We start from the raw sequence: 17014 nt of genomic DNA, 5'->3' as shown, positions 1-17014 counted from the left end.
CGACGTTGCCAGTGCGTATCTCCGACTGACAGCGCAGAAAAGCGCCATGCAATGCAATTAGAACCGTTCTAAGGTGCCCGACGATTATCGTCAAGTATATCCGGGCATCTGTACGAAAAAGACAGGACCAAAGCACACATGCCCGAGGTGATTTTTCCCGGACCCGAAGGCCGCCTGGAAGGCCGCTACCACCCGCAAAAGGAAAAAGACGCACCGATCGCCATCGTGCTTCACCCGCACCCTCAGTTCGGCGGGACCATGAACAACAAGGTGGTCTACAACCTGCACTATGCCTTCTACAACATGGGCTTCACCGTGTTGCGCTTCAACTTTCGCGGCGTCGGTCGCAGCCAGGGCGAATACGATCAGGGCGTGGGCGAGCTGAGCGATGCGGCGTCGGCGCTGGACTACCTGCAATCGATGAACAACAATTCGAAACACTGCTGGGTCGCAGGTTTCTCGTTCGGTGCGTGGATTGGTATGCAACTGCTGATGCGCCGCCCTGAAATCACGGGATTCATCAGTGTATCGCCCCCTGCAAACATGTACGACTTTTCGTTCCTTGCCCCCTGCCCGTCTTCCGGCCTGATCATCAACGGCACGGCTGACAGGGTGGCGCCGCCGGCTGACACGACCTCGCTGGTGAACAAGCTGCACGAGCAGAAGGGAATCACCATCACGCACACCGAAGTGGAAGGTGCGGACCACTTCTTTCAGGATCGTCACATGGACACGCTGATCACCAATGTCAGCGACTATGTGAAACGCCGCCTGACCGAGAACACCCGCTGATGTCCGACACCATCACATCTCTTGCCGCCAAACTGGCCGAAGATACGATGAAGGTTATGGATGAGACAGGCGAAGACAGGTTCTTCGTCGAAGTTGGAGAAGTGCTCGGGGCTGCGTCTCAGTCTCTGGAAGAGGCGTTTCTGACGGAAATTCGTGTTCGGCTGGCGGAGCGGAAAGCCAGGCAGTTCGTGATCAAACGCTTGTCTGCGCATCGTGCGAAGCAGAAAGCGATCGAAAAACAATGACCGACCGTTTGTCGGCGCAAATCGCATTTCTGAAACGGGCCGACGAACTGAAAATGGTCGAGCGGGCAAATGTTCTGCTTGACCAGTCCAGACCCGAGAATTCCGCGGAGCACAGCTGGCATCTGGCCTTGTGGGCCCTGGTCATGGCCCCGTTGGCAGGGCCGGATGTCTCGATTGATCGGGTCATCCGTATGCTGTTGCTGCATGACCTGGTTGAGATCATCGTCGGCGACCACCCCATTCATCTTGAAACCGATTGGAACTCGGTTGCCGAGGCTGAGCAAGCCGCAGCCAAAGATCTGTTTGGGCTGTTGCCAAAGGATCAGGCCGATGCGTTTCACGCTGTCTGGCGTGAATTTGAAGAGGATCAGACCGCCGACGCCCGGTTTGCAAAAGTTCTGGATCGGTGTCAGCCGCTGTTTCAGGTTCTGTGTGCCCCGAACCCCGATCCGGACCACGTGGATATAGCGCGCTCAAATCTCGAAGGCGGTCGCGCCGCCTATCTGGCACAGGTTTTTCCACTGGCCTACGAGCACGCCGCAAACCTGCTGGCTGGTGCAGATACGAAGGCCAACGCGTTTACGACACGGCTGGCGTTTCTGACCGAAGCCGATCAGTTGAAATCCGTTCTCCGCGCCTCGCGGTTGATGGCGGGAGATCGTTTCGAAAACTCGGCAGAACACTCGTGGCACATCATGCTCTACGCCTGGGTTCTGGCTGAAAATGCGCCCCCAGAGATCAGTGTTGATCGGGTCCTTCAAATGCTGCTGCTGCACGATATCGTCGAAATCGACGCGGGCGACAATCCGATCCACGGGCAGGTCGACCACGCAGCGCAAGCAGCCAAGGAACAAGCGGCGGCCAAGCGTTTGTTCGGGCTGCTGCCCGACACGCAATGCAGCACCTTCACGACACTGTGGCACGAGTTTGAAGCGGCAGACAGCCCGGACGCCAGGTTCGCCAAAGCCGTTGATCGTTTTCAGACACCTGTCGCCAATCTGGAAACCGGTGGCGGGTCGTGGGTCGATTACAAGGTTACATATGCCCAGCTTGAGGCACGCGTTCAGCCTGCGATTGCAGCAGGTTCTCCTCGGCTGTGGGATTGGCTGCAACCGCAACTGGCAGCACATTTCCAAAGCGTCGAGGCTGTACATCACTAGACGGAAAAGAAAAAAGGAGCCCGACGGCTCCTTTTTCCCTGCTAAGCTCTACGTGGCGCTTAAAAAACACTACTACCATCAAACTGTTCAACCATGTTGGCTGCTTCAACTTCGACGGACCCCCCGTCAGCAAGCCACCCAATCGCCACTATCAGACCCGCAGCAAATATCACGGATTTCGAAAATGTCGTCATAACTCAATACTCAATAACAAATCCTAAAATACGCTGAGAACATTACACTAATTCGATTCTCTGAATAGTCAGGTATACCTGACCTCAAGTGGTTTTCTTCCATCTTCAGACCCAAAATTGCCTTGTCCACCCCTTCGGTTTCATGCTCAACGCGGGGTATCTTTCCTGTTTCGAGGATCAAAATGCCCCAAGCCTATCTGTATCTGATGCTGGCTGTTGTTGCGGAAACCATTGGCACCACGGCCTTGCAGGCCAGTCAACAATTCACGCGGTTCTGGCCATCCGTCCTTGTGGTCATGGGGTACGGAGTCGCATTTTACCTCATGGCGCTGACGCTGAAATACATGCCTGTCGGCATTGTCTATGCAATCTGGTCAGGTCTGGGCATCTTTCTGATCGCCGTGATCGGATTCATCGTGTTCGGCCAAAGGCTGGATTGGCCTGCGATCCTGGGGTTGACGTTGATCTTGTCCGGAATCCTGATCATTCACCTCTTTTCCAAGACTGCCGGCCACTGATCCACGGTTAGGGCTGGTATATTTTGTCGCGCCGCGCTATGCGCGCGGCAACTTCCCGTTCAAAGGCTGACCTCTCATGGACCTGCGCAATATCGCAATCATCGCTCACGTGGACCACGGCAAGACGACCCTGGTGGATGAGCTGCTCAAACAATCCGGCGCGTTCCGGGAAAACCAGGCCGTGGCGGAACGCGCCATGGACAGCAACGACCTGGAACGCGAGCGTGGCATCACCATTCTGGCCAAGGCAACTTCGGTCGAATGGAAAGACACCCGCATCAACATCGTCGACACGCCGGGCCACGCCGATTTCGGTGGTGAGGTCGAGCGTATCCTCAGCATGGTCGATGGCGTTGTCCTGCTGGTTGACGCCGCCGAAGGCCCGATGCCGCAGACCAAATTCGTGACGTCGAAAGCCTTGGCGCTGGGCCTGCGCCCGATCGTGGTTCTGAACAAGGTCGACAAGCCGGATGCGGAGCCTGATCGCGCACTGGATGAATGCTTTGATCTGTTTGCCAACCTCGGTGCCGATGATGATCAATTGGATTTCCCGGCCATGTATGCCTCGGGCCGTTCGGGCTGGGCGGATATGGAGCTGGACGGCCCGCGCAAGGACCTGAGCGCCCTGTTTGATCTGATCGTCGATCACGTTCCTGCCCCGAAACAGATCGCGCATAAAGGTGAGCCGTTCCGGATGCTGGCCACCACTTTGGGCAGCGATCCTTTCATCGGCCGCATTCTGACCGGTCGTGTGGAAAGCGGCACATTAAAGGCTGGCGACAGCCTGAAAGCCCTGAGCCGCGATGGATCGTTGATCGAAAACTTTCGCGCCTCAAAAATATTGGCATTCCGTGGGCTGGCACAGCAACCTATCGATGTGGCCGAAGCCGGTGACATCGTCACCATCGCCGGCATGAGCAAAGCCACCGTGGCGGATTCTCTGGTTGCTCCGCAGGTCGAAGAAGCCCTGCCTGCACAGCCCATCGACCCGCCGACGATCACCGTAACTTTTGGCATCAATGATTCTCCGCTGGCCGGTCGTGACGGCAAGAAGGTTCAGTCGCGCGTCATCCGTGATCGCCTGATGAAAGAAGCCGAATCGAATGTCGCTATCCGCGTCACCGACACACCCGGCGGCGAGGCTTTCGAGGTCGCCGGCCGAGGCGAATTGCAGATGGGTGTTCTGATCGAGAACATGCGTCGCGAAGGGTTCGAACTCAGCATTTCGCGCCCGCAGGTTCTGTTCCGCGAAGAAAACGGACAGCGTCTGGAACCCATCGAAGAAGTCACCATCGACGTGGATGATGAATACTCGGGCTCGGTGATCGAGAAGATCACAGGGGCGCGCAAAGGTGAGTTGGTCGAGATGCGCCCCGCTGGGGCCGGCAAGACCCGCATCATCGCGCATGTACCGTCCCGTGGTCTGATCGGCTATCACGGCGAATTCCTGACTGACACCCGCGGCACAGGCGTTCTGAACCGCGTGTTCCATGGCTGGGCGCCGCACAAAGGCCCGATCCCGGGTCGCCGGGCCGGCGTTCTGATCTCGATGGAGAACGGACAGGCCGTCGCTTACGCCCTGTGGAACCTGGAAGAGCGTGGCCGGATGTTTGTCGGCCCGCAAACGGATGTCTATCAAGGCATGGTGATTGGTGAGCATTCTCGTGACAATGATCTGGAAGTGAACCCGCTGAAGGGCAAGAAACTGACAAACGTACGCGCCAGTGGCTCGGACGATGCGGTTCGCCTGACACCGCATGTTCAATTCTCGCTGGAAGAGGCAATTGCCTATATTGACGACGATGAACTGGTCGAAGTCACACCGAATGCGGTGCGCTTGCGCAAGCGTTATCTTGATCCGCACGAGCGCAAGCGGATGGCCAAGTCGGCCTGATTTTCCGGGCAGACCACCGTCGCGATCAGAAACAATTGCCCAAGTGTGGCAATTTTGCGTCCAAACGGACAAAAGATGAAAAATGGACAACCGGGCACTGCGCCCGGTTTTCTTTTGATAACAGGCGGCTTTCTGCTTCCGGTTGCATTAATTCTTCACCACTCCCCCGGCCCACATATTGTGATTGAGACCCGTTTAAGGTGAAAATATGCCAGTTGTGTGACGTCGTTCATAAACACTCTCGCTTCGGTGGTTCATATGAACACGTAGTAAAGTATCGAGTTTCGAGGAGTTCCAAATGGGTATCCGGTCCCGCAATATCCCGCTGTTTTTTGTTGCTACGACGTTTTTGTTTTCGCCTGCGGGCGAAGCTTTCGCAGCCGGGACATGTACCGTTCAAACAGCCAGACAATCCGCAGCTTCCGCACAGGTGTTATGTGAGTGCGACGCGGTGACATCGGGTATGATCCGGTACATTCAACGCCGGCACGATTTCGATCAAATTCTGGCGCGAGTCGGAGCTGAATGCACACCACTTGCAGATTTGCTTTCTGATTTTCCCACGGCATCGATCGGCGCAAGTGATCAACGGTCCGGAGATGGTCCGTCTGATGAGACTGTCGACAGCAGCCCGGCTTTCGGTGGCGGCGGTGGTTCAGGCGGTGGAACTGGCACCACTGGCGCTGGAGGCGGTGGCACTGGCGGTGAAGGTGGCGGCACTGGTGGTGAAAACGAAGGCGGCGGTGAAACCGAAGGCGGCGGCGAAGGTGAAGGCGGCGGCGAAGGCGAAGGTGGCGGCGAAGGTGAAGGCGGCGGCGAAGGTGAAGGCGGCGGCGAAGGCGAAGGCGGCGGCGAAGGCGAAGGCGGCGGCGAAGGCGAAGGCGGCGGCGAAGGTGAAGGCGGCGGCGAAGGTGAAGGTGAAGGTGAAGGTGAAGGCGGCGGCGAAACCTTCTGATTTGGAAGCAAAAATACCGGTGCAAGATTCGATTGCACCGGTTTTCACTTTCTCAAAAAAGTTTTCAGTTTTCCTCAGCTATGCCCGTAAACACCAACCCAACGTCCGGGCCGGTTCGGGTCTTGCATGCGAAGAAACAGGTACCGCGTCGCTGTCCAGGGTTTGATACGGTTTGTGAGGTTGTCCAAAACCAAATCACCGTTTGAAGAGCGGTACACCAGCACCGCATGAGGCACTCGGCGCGTGTCCAGAACAGTAGCGATCAAGAGTTTGCTTGGATCGACGCCGGCATGGATCAAATCCCTTTTCTTCAACAGCACGAAGTCTTCGCAATCGCCGCCCCTGGCCGTCGGAAGCGCCCAACGCTCGGTCGTTTTATACTGAGATTGATCGGTGACTTCACGCGTCGATCTGTTCACGCGCCGGTTTATCTGTTCGACAACCTTCAGTTCTTGCTGGCTGGACATGGACACGGATCGCTTTCCAGCACAGGCCCAATTGTATTGAGCGCACAAGTTGGCGGCTCCGGACGGAGGCGGTGAAGACGCAACACTTGGGATAAACCCGTTCCCAGACGCATGCGCAGCAGGGGTCATGGTAATGGCACAGATGCTCAAAACACTGATGCCAGCGACCCGCGCTGAAACTGGCAGAAATTTGGCGCCAAGCTGCCTGGCCAGAATTACAAAGTGCTTCATGCCTGTACCCCAATCCGATGTTTTTCGCACGATTGCACGTCAAACAGGGTCGCATTCCGATTCGTGAAACTATCCGCGAACAAACCCGCCCAGGCAATCACCTGAAAAGTTGAAGGGGAAAAAGGGCGGAAATTCGTCCGTCAATCTGACCTTTTTGCGCAAGAATTTGGGTGGCGCAGCCACAATTCAGGCGCAAACCGCGCATATCCGCAACAGCGCGGCCTGATAAGCAATTGAAATAATAAAATAATAAACTCAGCCCATATTTGTGGGCTGAGTTTCCCTGACCGATCGTGGCATAAGCCAATGATTGCCTATTCGCTGCCCGTTTACCGGGCAAACCGCGCTACAAGCCGTGAAACCTGACGTTCACTCCGTGATTTCAACCACGACCAACTCACGTTCACTGGCGTCGCGCGCATGACTCAATGCTTGCTGATAATCATCCGAGTTGTAGCATTCGACGGCTGCTTCGAGCGACGGGAAACGGGCAACCACGTTGCGTGGCCGTTCCTTGCCTTCCAACTGAACGTAACGCGCCGCACGGGCGATGAAAGTACCCCCGTGCTTGGCAATGGCTGGCCCGGCCAGTTCGGCATATTTTCCATACGCCTCGGCATCGGTCACCGTCACATGCGCAATCCAGAGTGCAGCCATCTTATCCTCCCAAAACCTGTTCTGCGGCCTTGATCGCCGAATCCGCGTTCGACGCATCCCGACCACCGCCCTGGGCCATGTCCGGGCGGCCGCCGCCGCCCTTGCCGCCCAATTCCACCACGGCGGCCTTGACCAGGTCGACCGCCGAAACGGTTCCTGTCAGGTCTTCGGTGACGCCAGCCGCAACCGCGGCCTTGCCGCCGGTATCCGCGATGAGCAGTACCGCCCCCGACCCAAGACGCGCCTTGTGTTCGTCGATCAATGCCGGAAGATCCTTGCCGGAAACGCCGCTGAGGGCCTGCGCTATGAACTTCACGCCGTTCACATCACGCGCTTCGGCACCGCCGCCCTGCCCGCTCCCGCCGGCCATCGCCAGATCTCGACGCAGTTGAGCCACTTCGTTCTGCAATGACTTGCGTTCCTCCAGCAGGCTTTTCACGCGTGCCACCACATCATCCGGCTGCGCCTTCAGTTCCGACGCCACCTGCGCAAGACGGTGATCCTGTGCCGAAAGGTAACGGAACGCTTCATCCCCGGTCAGTGCCTCGATGCGGCGCACGCCGGCACTGCTTGCGCTATCGCCCAGGATGACAAAGGTGCCGATGTCACCCGTCTGACGCACATGAGTACCGCCGCACAGTTCGATCGACCAGGTTTCGCCATCATGGCCCTTGCCCGTCGGTGCCTTGCCCATCGAGACAACACGCACCTCGTCACCGTATTTCTCGCCGAACAGTGCCTGCGCGCCCAGTTTGCGCGCGTCATCTGGTGTCATGACCCGTGTCTCGACGGCCGAGTTCTGGCGGATGAAGTCGTTCACCTCACGTTCGATCTTCTGGATTTCCTCCAGGCTTAGCGCCTTGGAATGGCTGAAATCGAACCGCAGACGATCCGCCGCATTCAACGAGCCGCGCTGCGCCACATGGTCGCCCAGCGTTTCCCGCAGCGCTTCATGCAGCAGGTGCGTGGCCGAGTGGTTGGCACGGATTGCAGTGCGGCGTGCGTGATCGACTTCCAGCTCGACAGCATCGCCTTTTGACACGGCACCGCTGACAACCGTCACCTTATGTGCATAGACTTTCCCATCGGCGAATTTTCTGGTGTCCTCCACCCGGCTGAGGTGATCGCGATCTTCAAGGCGCCGCATCTCGCCAGTATCGCCCACCTGGCCACCAGCTTCGCCGTAGAACGGCGTCTGGTTCACCACGACCCAGCCGGTGCTGCCCGCGTCGATCTTGTCAACCAAGGCACCGTCGACAACCAGTGCCGCAACCTGAGCTTCGGCTTTCTCGGTGTCATAACCAAGGAAGTCGGTCGCCCCGGCACTGTCCAGAACATCGAACCAAACCGCCTGATCCGCGGCTTCACCTGACCCGGCCCAGGCAGCCCGCGCCTTGGCCTTTTGTTCGGCCATCGCCGTTTCAAAGCCTTCGGTGTCCACTGTCCGGCCTTTTTCACGCAGCGCATCCTGCGTCAGGTCCAGTGGGAAACCGTAAGTGTCATACAGTTTGAAGGCCGCTTCACCGGACAAAGGCGCACCCTCGGAAAGGCCGGACACCTCATCGTCCAGCAGCCTCAACCCCCGGTCCAGCGTCTGCTTGAAGCGGGTTTCTTCAAGCAACAAGGTCTCTTCGATCAATGGCTGTGCCTGGGTCAACTCGGCATAGTGACCGCCCATCTGTTGTACCAATGACGGGACGAGCCGGTGCATGACCGGATCCTTGGCGCCCAACAGATGCGCATGACGCATGGCACGACGCATGATGCGGCGCAGAACATAACCGCGGCCATCATTGCTGGGCATCACGCCATCCGCAATCAGGAACGAAGTCGAACGCAGGTGGTCCGCAATCACACGGTGGTGTACGTTCTGATCCCCGTAAGGATCCACGCCAGTCGCATCGGCCGAGGCCTCGATCAGTGCCTTGAACAGATCGGTGTCATAGTTGTCATGGCTGCCCTGCAACAATGCGCCGATCCGCTCGAGCCCCATGCCCGTATCGATCGACTGCATGTCGAGTTCCACCATCGAGCCGTCTTCGAACTGCTCGTTTTGCATGAAGACGACGTTCCAGATTTCAATGAACCGATCGCCGTCCTCTTCGGCAGAGCCCGGAGGACCACCCCAGATGTGGTCGCCATGATCATAAAAGATTTCGGTACACGGGCCGCAGGGGCCGGTCGGACCCATCTGCCAGAAATTGTCGCTGGTGGCGATGCGGATGATCCGGTCTTCGGGAACACCGACCTTTTTCCAGATTTCAAACGCCTCGTCATCGGTATGATAGACCGTTGTCAGCAGGCGGTTCTTGTCGATCCCGAATTCCCTGGTGATCAATTCCCACGCGAACGGGATCGCTTCGCGTTTGAAGTAATCACCGAACGAGAAGTTCCCCAACATCTCGAAGAATGTATGGTGGCGCGCGGTGTAACCCACATTGTCGAGATCGTTGTGCTTGCCGCCGGCACGTACACATTTCTGCGCCGTGGTGGCGCGCTTGTAGTCACGTGTTTCCAGGCCGGTGAACAGGTTCTTGAACTGCACCATGCCCGAATTGACGAACATCAGCGTCGGGTCGTTGCGCGGCACCAGCGGGCTGGACGCCACGACCTCATGCCCCTGTTTTTCAAAGTAGTTCAGAAAGGTCGATCGGATGTCGTTCAGGGTTGGCATAGGGCTCTCTCGGCGCACAAAAAAATTGGTCCCCGCAGGTTTATCCCCCTGTCAAACGAGTGTCCACAGCAGAGGCGTATCCGAACGAAACAAGGCGGCCCGGGGGACCGCCTTGTTCATGGTGTTTTCAACACAACACGTCGGACCGGAAACGTAACGCCCCCCGTCAGCGACCGTCAGGCTTCAAGGATGTCATCATCTTCGGCTGCGCCCGGAGGCATGTCGAAATCCAATCCGTGAGCCGCCCGAATCTTGTCTTCGATCTCAAAGGCAATGCGGCTGTTGTCGCGCAGATACTGTTTGGCGTTCTCACGCCCCTGCCCGATCCGTTCGTCGCCGTAACTGAACCATGACCCTGACTTTTCGACCACACCGGCTTTGACACCCAGATCCAGCAGTTCGCCCATCTTGCTGATACCCTCGCCGTACATGATGTCGAATTCCACCTGCTTGAAAGGCGGCGCAACCTTGTTCTTGACGACCTTGACGCGCGTCTGGTTGCCGACAACTTCGTCCCGGTCCTTGATCGCGCCGATGCGGCGAATATCCAGACGGACCGAGCTGTAGAATTTCAAAGCATTCCCGCCGGTGGTGGTTTCGGGGCTGCCGAACATCACGCCGATTTTCATCCTGATCTGGTTGATGAAGATCACCATACAGTTCGAGCGGCTGATCGAGCCGGTCAGTTTCCGCATCGCCTGGCTCATCAGACGGGCCTGAACGCCAACATTGCTGTCACCCATATCGCCTTCCAGTTCGGATTTCGGCGTCAGCGCCGCAACCGAATCGACCACGACCATGTTGACCGCGCCCGAGCGCACCAGCGTATCGGTGATCTCAAGCGCCTGCTCTCCGGTATCGGGCTGCGAGATCAGAAGCTCATCCAGATCAACGCCCAGCTTTCGCGCATATTGCGGGTCCAGCGCGTGCTCGGCGTCGACAAAGGCGCAGACGCCGCCGCGTTTCTGCTGTTCTGCAATGCAATGCAGCGTCAGCGTCGTCTTCCCCGAGCTTTCGGGGCCGTAAATCTCAACGATCCGCCCCATCGGCAGACCACCAATTCCCAGCGCTATATCCAGCCCGAGCGAGCCTGTCGAACTTGCGTCGATGTCCTGTTTGGCGCCTTCGCCCAGCTTCATGATGGAGCCCTTACCGAACTGCCGTTCGATCTGGGCCAGCGCGCTGTCGAGCGCCTTTTGCTTGTCTGCGTTTTTCTTGTCGCTCATTGTCAGAAGATCCGCCATTGTCCTGTCGCCTTCCCTTTTGTCACACCCTTGATCGGGCGGCAATCTCTGCTTTGTTCGCCTCTTGTTCCTTATGGGACCAAAAAGAGAACATTTCAATAAAAACTTACAGGGTTTACTCTTCTTCAATTGTATTAAGGAGTCGTTTACGACAATCTGCGCGCATAGCCGGGTGACAATTGGAGCAATTAAATGCTTGTTTTCTATGAGGAACGCCTTGCCTTCCTTGCCGTTCCGAAAACCGGCAGCACGGCTTATCACACAGCGTTGCGGGATCGCGCTGATATCGTCGTCACTCATCCGCCCGAGCTCAAACATGCTCCGGTGCGCAGGTATGATCGGTTTTTCCAGAACATTTTTCGCAAGATGTACGATACCGAGATGGAGATCCTGGCAGTTGTTCGCGAACCCGTTGACTGGCTGGGCAGCTGGTATCGATTTCGCAGCCGCGCCGACCTGATCGGTCACGTCCATTCGACCCGAGACATGAGTTTCGACACGTTTGTGCAGGCCTATATGACAAACCCGCGCCCGGATTTTGCCGATGTTGGCAGCCAAAGCCAGTTTTTCCGTACCCGCAGCAATGGTCGCGGTGCCACTCATGTCTTCAAATACGAAAACCAGGGCAAAATTCTCGACTTCCTGCAAGCGCGACTGAACATGCAGATCGACCTGCCGCAAGAGAATGTATCACCATCGGGTGATCTGACGTTGACGCCCGAGACACGGCAGAAATTTCATAAAAGACACGCAGAGGAATTCGCGCTCCACGATGCAGCATTGTAGGATGTTCAGTTTAATTGTTGGAAAACCGCCTCGGTCAACTGGTTGAGAGAAAACGGCTTGGGCAGGAAGGTCGAATTGGCGATCTCGGGTTCTGAATCGCCAAAGGCACCTTCCGTATAACCCGATACGAAGACCACGCGGGCGTCCGGGCGTGTTTCCCGAGCTTTGCGCACCCAGGTCGGCCCATCCATGCCGGGCATGACCACATCCGTCACAAATACGTCGACGTTCAAAGACGGATCCTCCAGAAGCCGCAGTGCTTCCTCGGCCGAATCCGCCTCCAGCACGGTATAGCCCTTGAGCCGCAGAGCCCTGGTTGCGAAGGCGCGGACCGGCGCTTCGTCTTCAACCAAAAGCACGACGCCCTCTCCTTGCCGGGCACTTTGGGATTCGGGTTGCGCCGGAGAATGCTGTTCCGCCTCTGCCACTGTGGCGCAAACCGGTAGAAAAACGGTGAATTCAGTGCCTCGGCCCACCGTGCTGTCGACAAAGATGAAACCGCCCGTCTGCTTGACGATGCCATAGGCCGTTGAAAGCCCAAGCCCTGTACCCTCGCCCGTACGCTTTGTCGTATAGAACGGCTCGAAGACCTTTTGCAGTTTGTCGGCAGGTATTCCCACGCCGCTGTCCATTACCCTGACCGTAACATATTCGCCTGGCTGGACGGTCGCCCTGTCCCTGCTGAGCGGTTGCGACAGGTTCAACACTTCGGTCTCGATACGTATTTCGCCCCCGTCCGGCATGGCATCGCGCGCGTTGACGACCAAGTTCATCAACACCTGTTCCAACTGCCGTTTGTCCGCCCGAACCGGCTTTAATACCGGATCATGGCTGAGGGTCAGCAGAACTTTCTCGCCCACCAACCGGTTCAACAAGTGAATGAGGTCCGAGATCGTGTCACGCAAATCCAGAACTTCGGGCCTGAGAGTCTGTTTGCGCGAGAATGCCAGAAGCTGGCTGACCAGCGCAGCGGCCCGGTTAGCGTTCTGATTGATCTGCACCAGATCCCCGTAGTCCGGGTCATTCTGATCGTGGCGCAACAACAGCAGATCGCAGTGCCCGGAAATGGCCGTCAGCAGGTTGTTGAAATCATGCGCGACCCCGCCGGCCAATTGACCCACAGCCTGCATTTTCTGCCCTTGGACAAATTGAGCTTCCAGAGTTTTCAACTCGGTCGCATCATTCAGGACCGCGATAAGACAGATCTTGCCATCGACAACGACACGGCTCAGCGTGACCTGTACGAAGACCTCCTTGTCTTTTCGGGTCAACTGAAGAAACTCGGATCGTTGCGCATCTTCTTGCGCGGCTGTCCGCGCCAGCCAATCAAGAATGGGGTGCCCCATACCCCGCATGATGTCGGCTATGTTCGTGCCTTCCAGGTTTTCATTTCCCAGCAACTTGTTCGCCAACCTGTTGGCATTCAGAATGGTCCCCGCCGGAGACAGGGTGAGAACCGGAACCGGAAGATCTGCAAAAGACGTGCTGGCCCCGGGCGCCTGAGTTTCAATGAGCGGCACCAACCCAAGGCTTCGTTCCTTGCTGGATCGGGAAAGTTCCGTCACAGCCACCGGAATCAACCCGTCCTGTGACTTGATAATGTTTGAGGCTCCGACCTGGGGGTCAACATCACCGAAGATGTCGCGAACCCGTTCGGGACGCGGCCCAAGCAACTTTTTCGCCGCCGGATTCGGGCACACCACGTCATCCACGCATCCGATGGTCAGAACCGGCAGGTTGAGAGACTGCCAGCTTTCCTGTTCTGACTGTTGAAACCGCCAGCAAAAAATGTCGGGAGCCAATTGAAACACGGTGACACTGTTTGTGTTTCCCCTGATCACGCAGTCTTCGCGGGCCCGACCGAAGGATCGGGCCTGAGATTGCAACCTCAACAAAATCACCTGAGGGGTCGAGAACGTCGAACCGAGGCAGCTTTCAAGGCTGGCTCCTTTCGCCGCGCCGAACTGTTCCCGCGCTGATGCGTTGGACGCCAGAATGTCGCCATAAGCATTTGCGATCAGGAAGGGTGACTCTTCCTGTTCTGCAAAAGCGGCCATGACGGCAGTGGTTTGTTGCGCGTGTCTGGCGGCGACCTGGCCTTTGATCAGGACGCACAATACCACAATCAAAAGCGAAATCCCCGCGACCATCATGCCCGTGGTCCAATCCGGTGGCAGCAACCCGACCAAGGGCGCAATGCCGATCAACAACGCCACCGCCACCAACGACCAAAGACGAGATGTCGGGGGCGTGTGGGCAAGAGATGGGTCGCTGAAAAATTCTGCTGTGTCAGACATAAACGGCTCGGGCGCAAAGTTATCGGCTATAACGGCCAAAATAGGTTAATTCCCGCTTAACGGCGTTTGGAAAGCGACAATCTACCCAAGGTTGTTATTTGCCAAAAGCTCAGCGCGTCAAGTGCGACGTAAAGAACCCATCAGATTCGTGTGTAACGTGCCACGTTTTCCGGTAGGTTTCCCGCCACTGGGAAAAATGATCCAGAAAACCGTCTATGATCACGCCGTTTTCATCGTTCAGAACCGAACAGGTTGCGTAAGCCAGCAGGCCGCCCGGATGCACCAAAGGAACAATGTCGGATAAAATCCGGGCCTGAATGGTGGTGAGGTCCCGCAAGCGATCCTCGGTCAAGGCCCATTTTCCGGCTGGCGCCCTTCGCCAAGATCCGCTGCCAGAGCACGGCGCATCAACCAAAACCACATCAAACGGATCAACATCTGAAAGGTCATCGGAGTTGAGGATGGTTATCTTTGCGCCTGCTCGTTCCGCCCGCGTCGGAATATCTTTCATGCGGCCGGAGTTCACATCATGTGCGTACACTTCGACGCCCTCGTGCGCTGCAAGTGCCAGCGCCTTGCCGCCACCACCCGCGCAATAATCCAGAACGCTCATTCCCGGCCGCAGATCCAGCGCGGCCACAACCGCCTGGCTTGCAGCGTCCTGAAGCTCGACCAGGCCCCGGGCATAGGCCTGACTTTGGGCAATGCGCCGGGCCCCCTCTGTCACTTCAAGGGCGGTTTGGCATACCTGAACCGGATGGGCGACAATACCCTCGGACTTCAAGGCGTCGATGGCCCCGCCCAGATCGGTTTTAAGGAAGTTGACCCGCAGATGAACGGGCGCCCGGTTCTGCAATGACATCGCGCAAGGAACCAAGGCGTCCTTCAGAGAGTCAACGAACCGAGGCCACAGCCACTCCGGAATGTCATATCTCTCGGCCTCGGACGCGAAATCCCGCGCCGTTTCCGTTTCCTGAACCGGCATCGGAGCGTGACGGTTGCCGGTGAACAACTCGGCCAGATCACCGCCTGACGCACGGGTCGCACCGATCATCAAACCACGCCCGGTGTCGGACCCTCCCAACGCTGCGTACGAGCGCTTGCGTCGCAACGCGTCGAATACGTGATCGCGAATGGCCGCCCGATCCTTGGACCCTGCGAAACGACTGCGTCGCGCCCAGCCGGTGAGCGCTTTTTCGACCGGCGCGCCAGCCAGAATATCATCCAGAATTTCGATCGAGGCCTGAACACGGGCGGCGGGTGTCATGGTGGAATACCTCGGCGGAAATGGGCCCGGCTGGCCGATCCAATTGGTAAAATGCCACCCGCTCGCGGGTGCCTTGTGTCTTGCTGGATGGCTTACATGACCCGGTAGTTCGGGCTTTCGCGGGTGATCTGAACATCGTGCACGTGGCTTTCCTTCAGACCGGCGCCGGTAATTTTCACGAAATTGCAGTTCTTGCGCATCTCTTCGATGGTGGCGCAGCCGGTGTATCCCATCGCCGCGCGCAAACCACCAACCAGCTGGTGGATCACGGCACTGGCCGAGCCTTTGTAGGGCACCTGCCCTTCGATGCCTTCGGGCACCAGCTTGTCATTGGCTGCATCTTTCTGGAAATAGCGGTCGGCTGATCCGCGCGCCATTGCGCCCAGGCTGCCCATCCCGCGATAGGATTTGAACGAACGACCCTGATACAGAATCACCTCGCCCGGGCTTTCGTCGGTGCCTGCAATCATCGACCCGACCATGGCACAGGATGCCCCGGCGGCAATCGCCTTTGCAAAGTCACCCGAGAACTTGATACCGCCATCCGCGATGACCGGAACGTCGCCCGCTGCTGCCGCACAATCGCTGATCGCGGTCAACTGAGGAACACCAACCCCCGCCACCATCCGTGTGGTACAGATCGACCCCGGGCCGATGCCCACCTTGATCGCGTCGGCACCAGCATCGATCAGCGCTTTGGTCGCCTCGCCGGTTGCAACGTTCCCGGCAATAATCTGAACCTCGTTCGACAGGGCCTTGACCCGCCTCACAGCGTCCAGCACGCCCTGAGAATGACCATGCGCCGTATCGACGACGATGATGTCGACACCCGAATCCACCAATTGTTCGGACCGTTCGAACCCGGCATCACCGACCGACGTCGCCGCAGCGACCCGCAGGCGACCCAGACGGTCCTTGCAGGCGGTTGGGTTCAAAACGGCCTGTTCCGTATCCTTCAGCGTCAGAAGACCGGTCAGCTTGCCTTCGCCATCGACAACCAGCAGCTTTTCGATACGGCGCGCCCGCATCAGACTTTTGGCTTCTTCCAGATCGGCCGGTTCCTGTAGCATCGCCAGGTTTTCCGAAGTCATCATCGCGTGTACCGGCGTATCGTCCGAGTTCGCAAAGCGCATGTCTCGGTTGGTCAGGATACCCACCACGCGGCCCTGCTCGTCGACGACTGGAAAACCGGTGAAGTTGTAGCGCTGTACCAGCGCGTTGGCGTCGGCCAATGTCTGATCCACCCGCAACGTCACGGGGTTATAGACAATACCGGATTCGAACCGCTTGACCCGGCGGACTTCGCGGGCCTGTTCTTCCACCGAAAGGTTCTTGTGTACCACACCGATGCCGCCCGCCTGCGCCATGGCAATGGCCATTCGCGCCTCGGTCACGGTGTCCATGGCCGAACTCAGCAGCGGGATGTTCATGGTGATCTCGCGCGTCACACGCGTGGTCGTATCCGCCGTTGCCGGCAGCACGGAAGATGCGCCCGGAACCAGGAGAACGTCGTCAAAGGTAAGTGCCTCACGAATCTGCATCTGAATACCCCATGCAAAAGCCCGTTTGGCGGTGACCCTATTACACGGATTGAACCAAAGGAAAAGCCCTTGGGGGCAACTCTTTGGCTCTG

Annotated in this window: 14 protein-coding genes; 6 read left to right on the top strand and 8 right to left on the bottom strand. The window is 57.7% G+C overall.

Annotated features, from left to right (window positions below; genetic code table 11):
• The first annotated feature begins 138 nt into the window (after nt 1-138).
• The 5 genes from ACR0DJ_RS06605 to typA all read left to right on the top strand — a co-directional run bounded on the left by ACR0DJ_RS06605 (nt 139) and on the right by typA (nt 4803).
• Nucleotides 139-792, top strand: coding sequence for an alpha/beta hydrolase (locus ACR0DJ_RS06605; protein WP_152458017.1), 654 nt, complete (start codon nt 139-141; stop codon nt 790-792).
• Complete coding sequence (locus ACR0DJ_RS06600) at nt 792-1037, top strand: hypothetical protein (RefSeq protein ID WP_152458018.1); 246 nt, start codon at nt 792-794, stop codon at nt 1035-1037. Before ACR0DJ_RS06605 ends, ACR0DJ_RS06600 begins: the two co-directional genes overlap by 1 nt.
• Nucleotides 1034-2197, top strand: coding sequence for an HD domain-containing protein (locus tag ACR0DJ_RS06595; protein WP_480684305.1), 1164 nt, complete (start codon nt 1034-1036; stop codon nt 2195-2197). Before ACR0DJ_RS06600 ends, ACR0DJ_RS06595 begins: the two co-directional genes overlap by 4 nt.
• Before the next feature lie 376 nt (nt 2198-2573).
• Nucleotides 2574-2909 carry a DMT family transporter gene (locus ACR0DJ_RS06590; RefSeq protein WP_480684304.1) on the top strand — a complete coding sequence of 112 codons (336 nt, stop codon included), beginning with the start codon at nt 2574-2576 and terminating at the stop codon, nt 2907-2909.
• Between the two features lie 76 nt (nt 2910-2985).
• Nucleotides 2986-4803, top strand: a complete 1818-nt coding sequence (gene typA, locus ACR0DJ_RS06585) for a translational GTPase TypA (protein ID WP_170344229.1) — start codon at nt 2986-2988, stop codon at nt 4801-4803.
• A gap of 655 nt (nt 4804-5458) precedes the next feature.
• On the opposite strand, the gene ACR0DJ_RS06580 is transcribed toward typA, so the two are convergent.
• The 5 genes from ACR0DJ_RS06580 to recA all read right to left on the bottom strand — a co-directional run bounded on the left by ACR0DJ_RS06580 (nt 5459) and on the right by recA (nt 11031).
• Nucleotides 5459-5806: a hypothetical protein gene (locus ACR0DJ_RS06580; protein ID WP_480686235.1), complete on the bottom strand. Its 348-nt coding sequence runs from the start codon at nt 5804-5806 to the stop codon at nt 5459-5461.
• A gap of 26 nt (nt 5807-5832) precedes the next feature.
• On the bottom strand, nt 5833-6354 hold the full coding sequence (locus ACR0DJ_RS06575) for a transglutaminase-like cysteine peptidase (RefSeq protein ID WP_257600845.1): 522 nt from the start codon (nt 6352-6354) through the stop codon (nt 5833-5835).
• Nucleotides 6355-6825: 471 nt separating this feature from the next.
• Nucleotides 6826-7113 carry a DUF1330 domain-containing protein gene (locus ACR0DJ_RS06570; RefSeq protein WP_170344227.1) on the bottom strand — a complete coding sequence of 96 codons (288 nt, stop codon included), beginning with the start codon at nt 7111-7113 and terminating at the stop codon, nt 6826-6828.
• Nucleotide 7114: 1 nt separating this feature from the next.
• The gene (gene alaS / locus ACR0DJ_RS06565; protein WP_170344226.1) at nt 7115-9787 is read right to left on the bottom strand and encodes an alanine--tRNA ligase; all 2673 of its coding nucleotides are present in this window, start codon (nt 9785-9787) and stop codon (nt 7115-7117) included.
• Between the two features lie 176 nt (nt 9788-9963).
• On the bottom strand, nt 9964-11031 hold the full coding sequence (recA, locus tag ACR0DJ_RS06560; protein ID WP_152458025.1) for a recombinase RecA: 1068 nt from the start codon (nt 11029-11031) through the stop codon (nt 9964-9966).
• Between the two features lie 192 nt (nt 11032-11223).
• Between recA and ACR0DJ_RS06555 the strand changes: the two genes are divergently transcribed.
• On the top strand, nt 11224-11817 hold the full coding sequence (locus tag ACR0DJ_RS06555) for a gamma-glutamyl kinase (RefSeq protein ID WP_480684303.1): 594 nt from the start codon (nt 11224-11226) through the stop codon (nt 11815-11817).
• Between the two features lie 5 nt (nt 11818-11822).
• Here ACR0DJ_RS06555 and ACR0DJ_RS06550 read toward each other — a convergent pair whose 3' ends face one another.
• The 3 genes from ACR0DJ_RS06550 to guaB all read right to left on the bottom strand — a co-directional run bounded on the left by ACR0DJ_RS06550 (nt 11823) and on the right by guaB (nt 16922).
• Nucleotides 11823-14114, bottom strand: coding sequence for an ATP-binding protein (locus ACR0DJ_RS06550; protein WP_480684301.1), 2292 nt, complete (start codon nt 14112-14114; stop codon nt 11823-11825).
• 109 nt (nt 14115-14223) lie between these two features.
• Nucleotides 14224-15381, bottom strand: a complete 1158-nt coding sequence (locus ACR0DJ_RS06545) for an RsmB/NOP family class I SAM-dependent RNA methyltransferase (RefSeq protein ID WP_480684300.1) — start codon at nt 15379-15381, stop codon at nt 14224-14226.
• Between the two features lie 92 nt (nt 15382-15473).
• On the bottom strand, nt 15474-16922 hold the full coding sequence (gene guaB / locus ACR0DJ_RS06540; protein WP_480684298.1) for an IMP dehydrogenase: 1449 nt from the start codon (nt 16920-16922) through the stop codon (nt 15474-15476).
• Between the last annotated feature and the right edge of the window lie 92 nt (nt 16923-17014).

It is taken from the genome of Ruegeria sp. BF10 (assembly GCF_056538725.1).
The sequence above is the reverse complement of the archived record's forward strand: the minus strand, read 5'-3'. Positions and strand labels throughout refer to the sequence as shown.

What these genes read in the sequence shown, in the direction of transcription:
- ACR0DJ_RS06595 (WP_480684305.1), top strand. Translation starts at nt 1,034, where the DNA reads ATGACCGACCGTTTGTCGGCGCAAATCGCATTTCTGAAACGGGCCGAC.
- ACR0DJ_RS06590 (WP_480684304.1), top strand. Translation starts at nt 2,574, where the DNA reads ATGCCCCAAGCCTATCTGTATCTGATGCTGGCTGTTGTTGCGGAAACC.
- alaS (WP_170344226.1), bottom strand. Translation starts at nt 9,787, where the DNA reads ATGCCAACCCTGAACGACATCCGATCGACCTTTCTGAACTACTTTGAA.
- ACR0DJ_RS06555 (WP_480684303.1), top strand. Translation starts at nt 11,224, where the DNA reads ATGCTTGTTTTCTATGAGGAACGCCTTGCCTTCCTTGCCGTTCCGAAA.
- ACR0DJ_RS06600 (WP_152458018.1), top strand. Translation starts at nt 792, where the DNA reads ATGTCCGACACCATCACATCTCTTGCCGCCAAACTGGCCGAAGATACG.
- recA (WP_152458025.1), bottom strand. Translation starts at nt 11,031, where the DNA reads ATGGCGGATCTTCTGACAATGAGCGACAAGAAAAACGCAGACAAGCAA.
- guaB (WP_480684298.1), bottom strand. Translation starts at nt 16,922, where the DNA reads ATGCAGATTCGTGAGGCACTTACCTTTGACGACGTTCTCCTGGTTCCG.
- ACR0DJ_RS06545 (WP_480684300.1), bottom strand. Translation starts at nt 15,381, where the DNA reads ATGACACCCGCCGCCCGTGTTCAGGCCTCGATCGAAATTCTGGATGAT.
- ACR0DJ_RS06550 (WP_480684301.1), bottom strand. Translation starts at nt 14,114, where the DNA reads ATGTCTGACACAGCAGAATTTTTCAGCGACCCATCTCTTGCCCACACG.
- ACR0DJ_RS06605 (WP_152458017.1), top strand. Translation starts at nt 139, where the DNA reads ATGCCCGAGGTGATTTTTCCCGGACCCGAAGGCCGCCTGGAAGGCCGC.
- typA (WP_170344229.1), top strand. Translation starts at nt 2,986, where the DNA reads ATGGACCTGCGCAATATCGCAATCATCGCTCACGTGGACCACGGCAAG.
- ACR0DJ_RS06570 (WP_170344227.1), bottom strand. Translation starts at nt 7,113, where the DNA reads ATGGCTGCACTCTGGATTGCGCATGTGACGGTGACCGATGCCGAGGCG.
- ACR0DJ_RS06575 (WP_257600845.1), bottom strand. Translation starts at nt 6,354, where the DNA reads ATGACCCCTGCTGCGCATGCGTCTGGGAACGGGTTTATCCCAAGTGTT.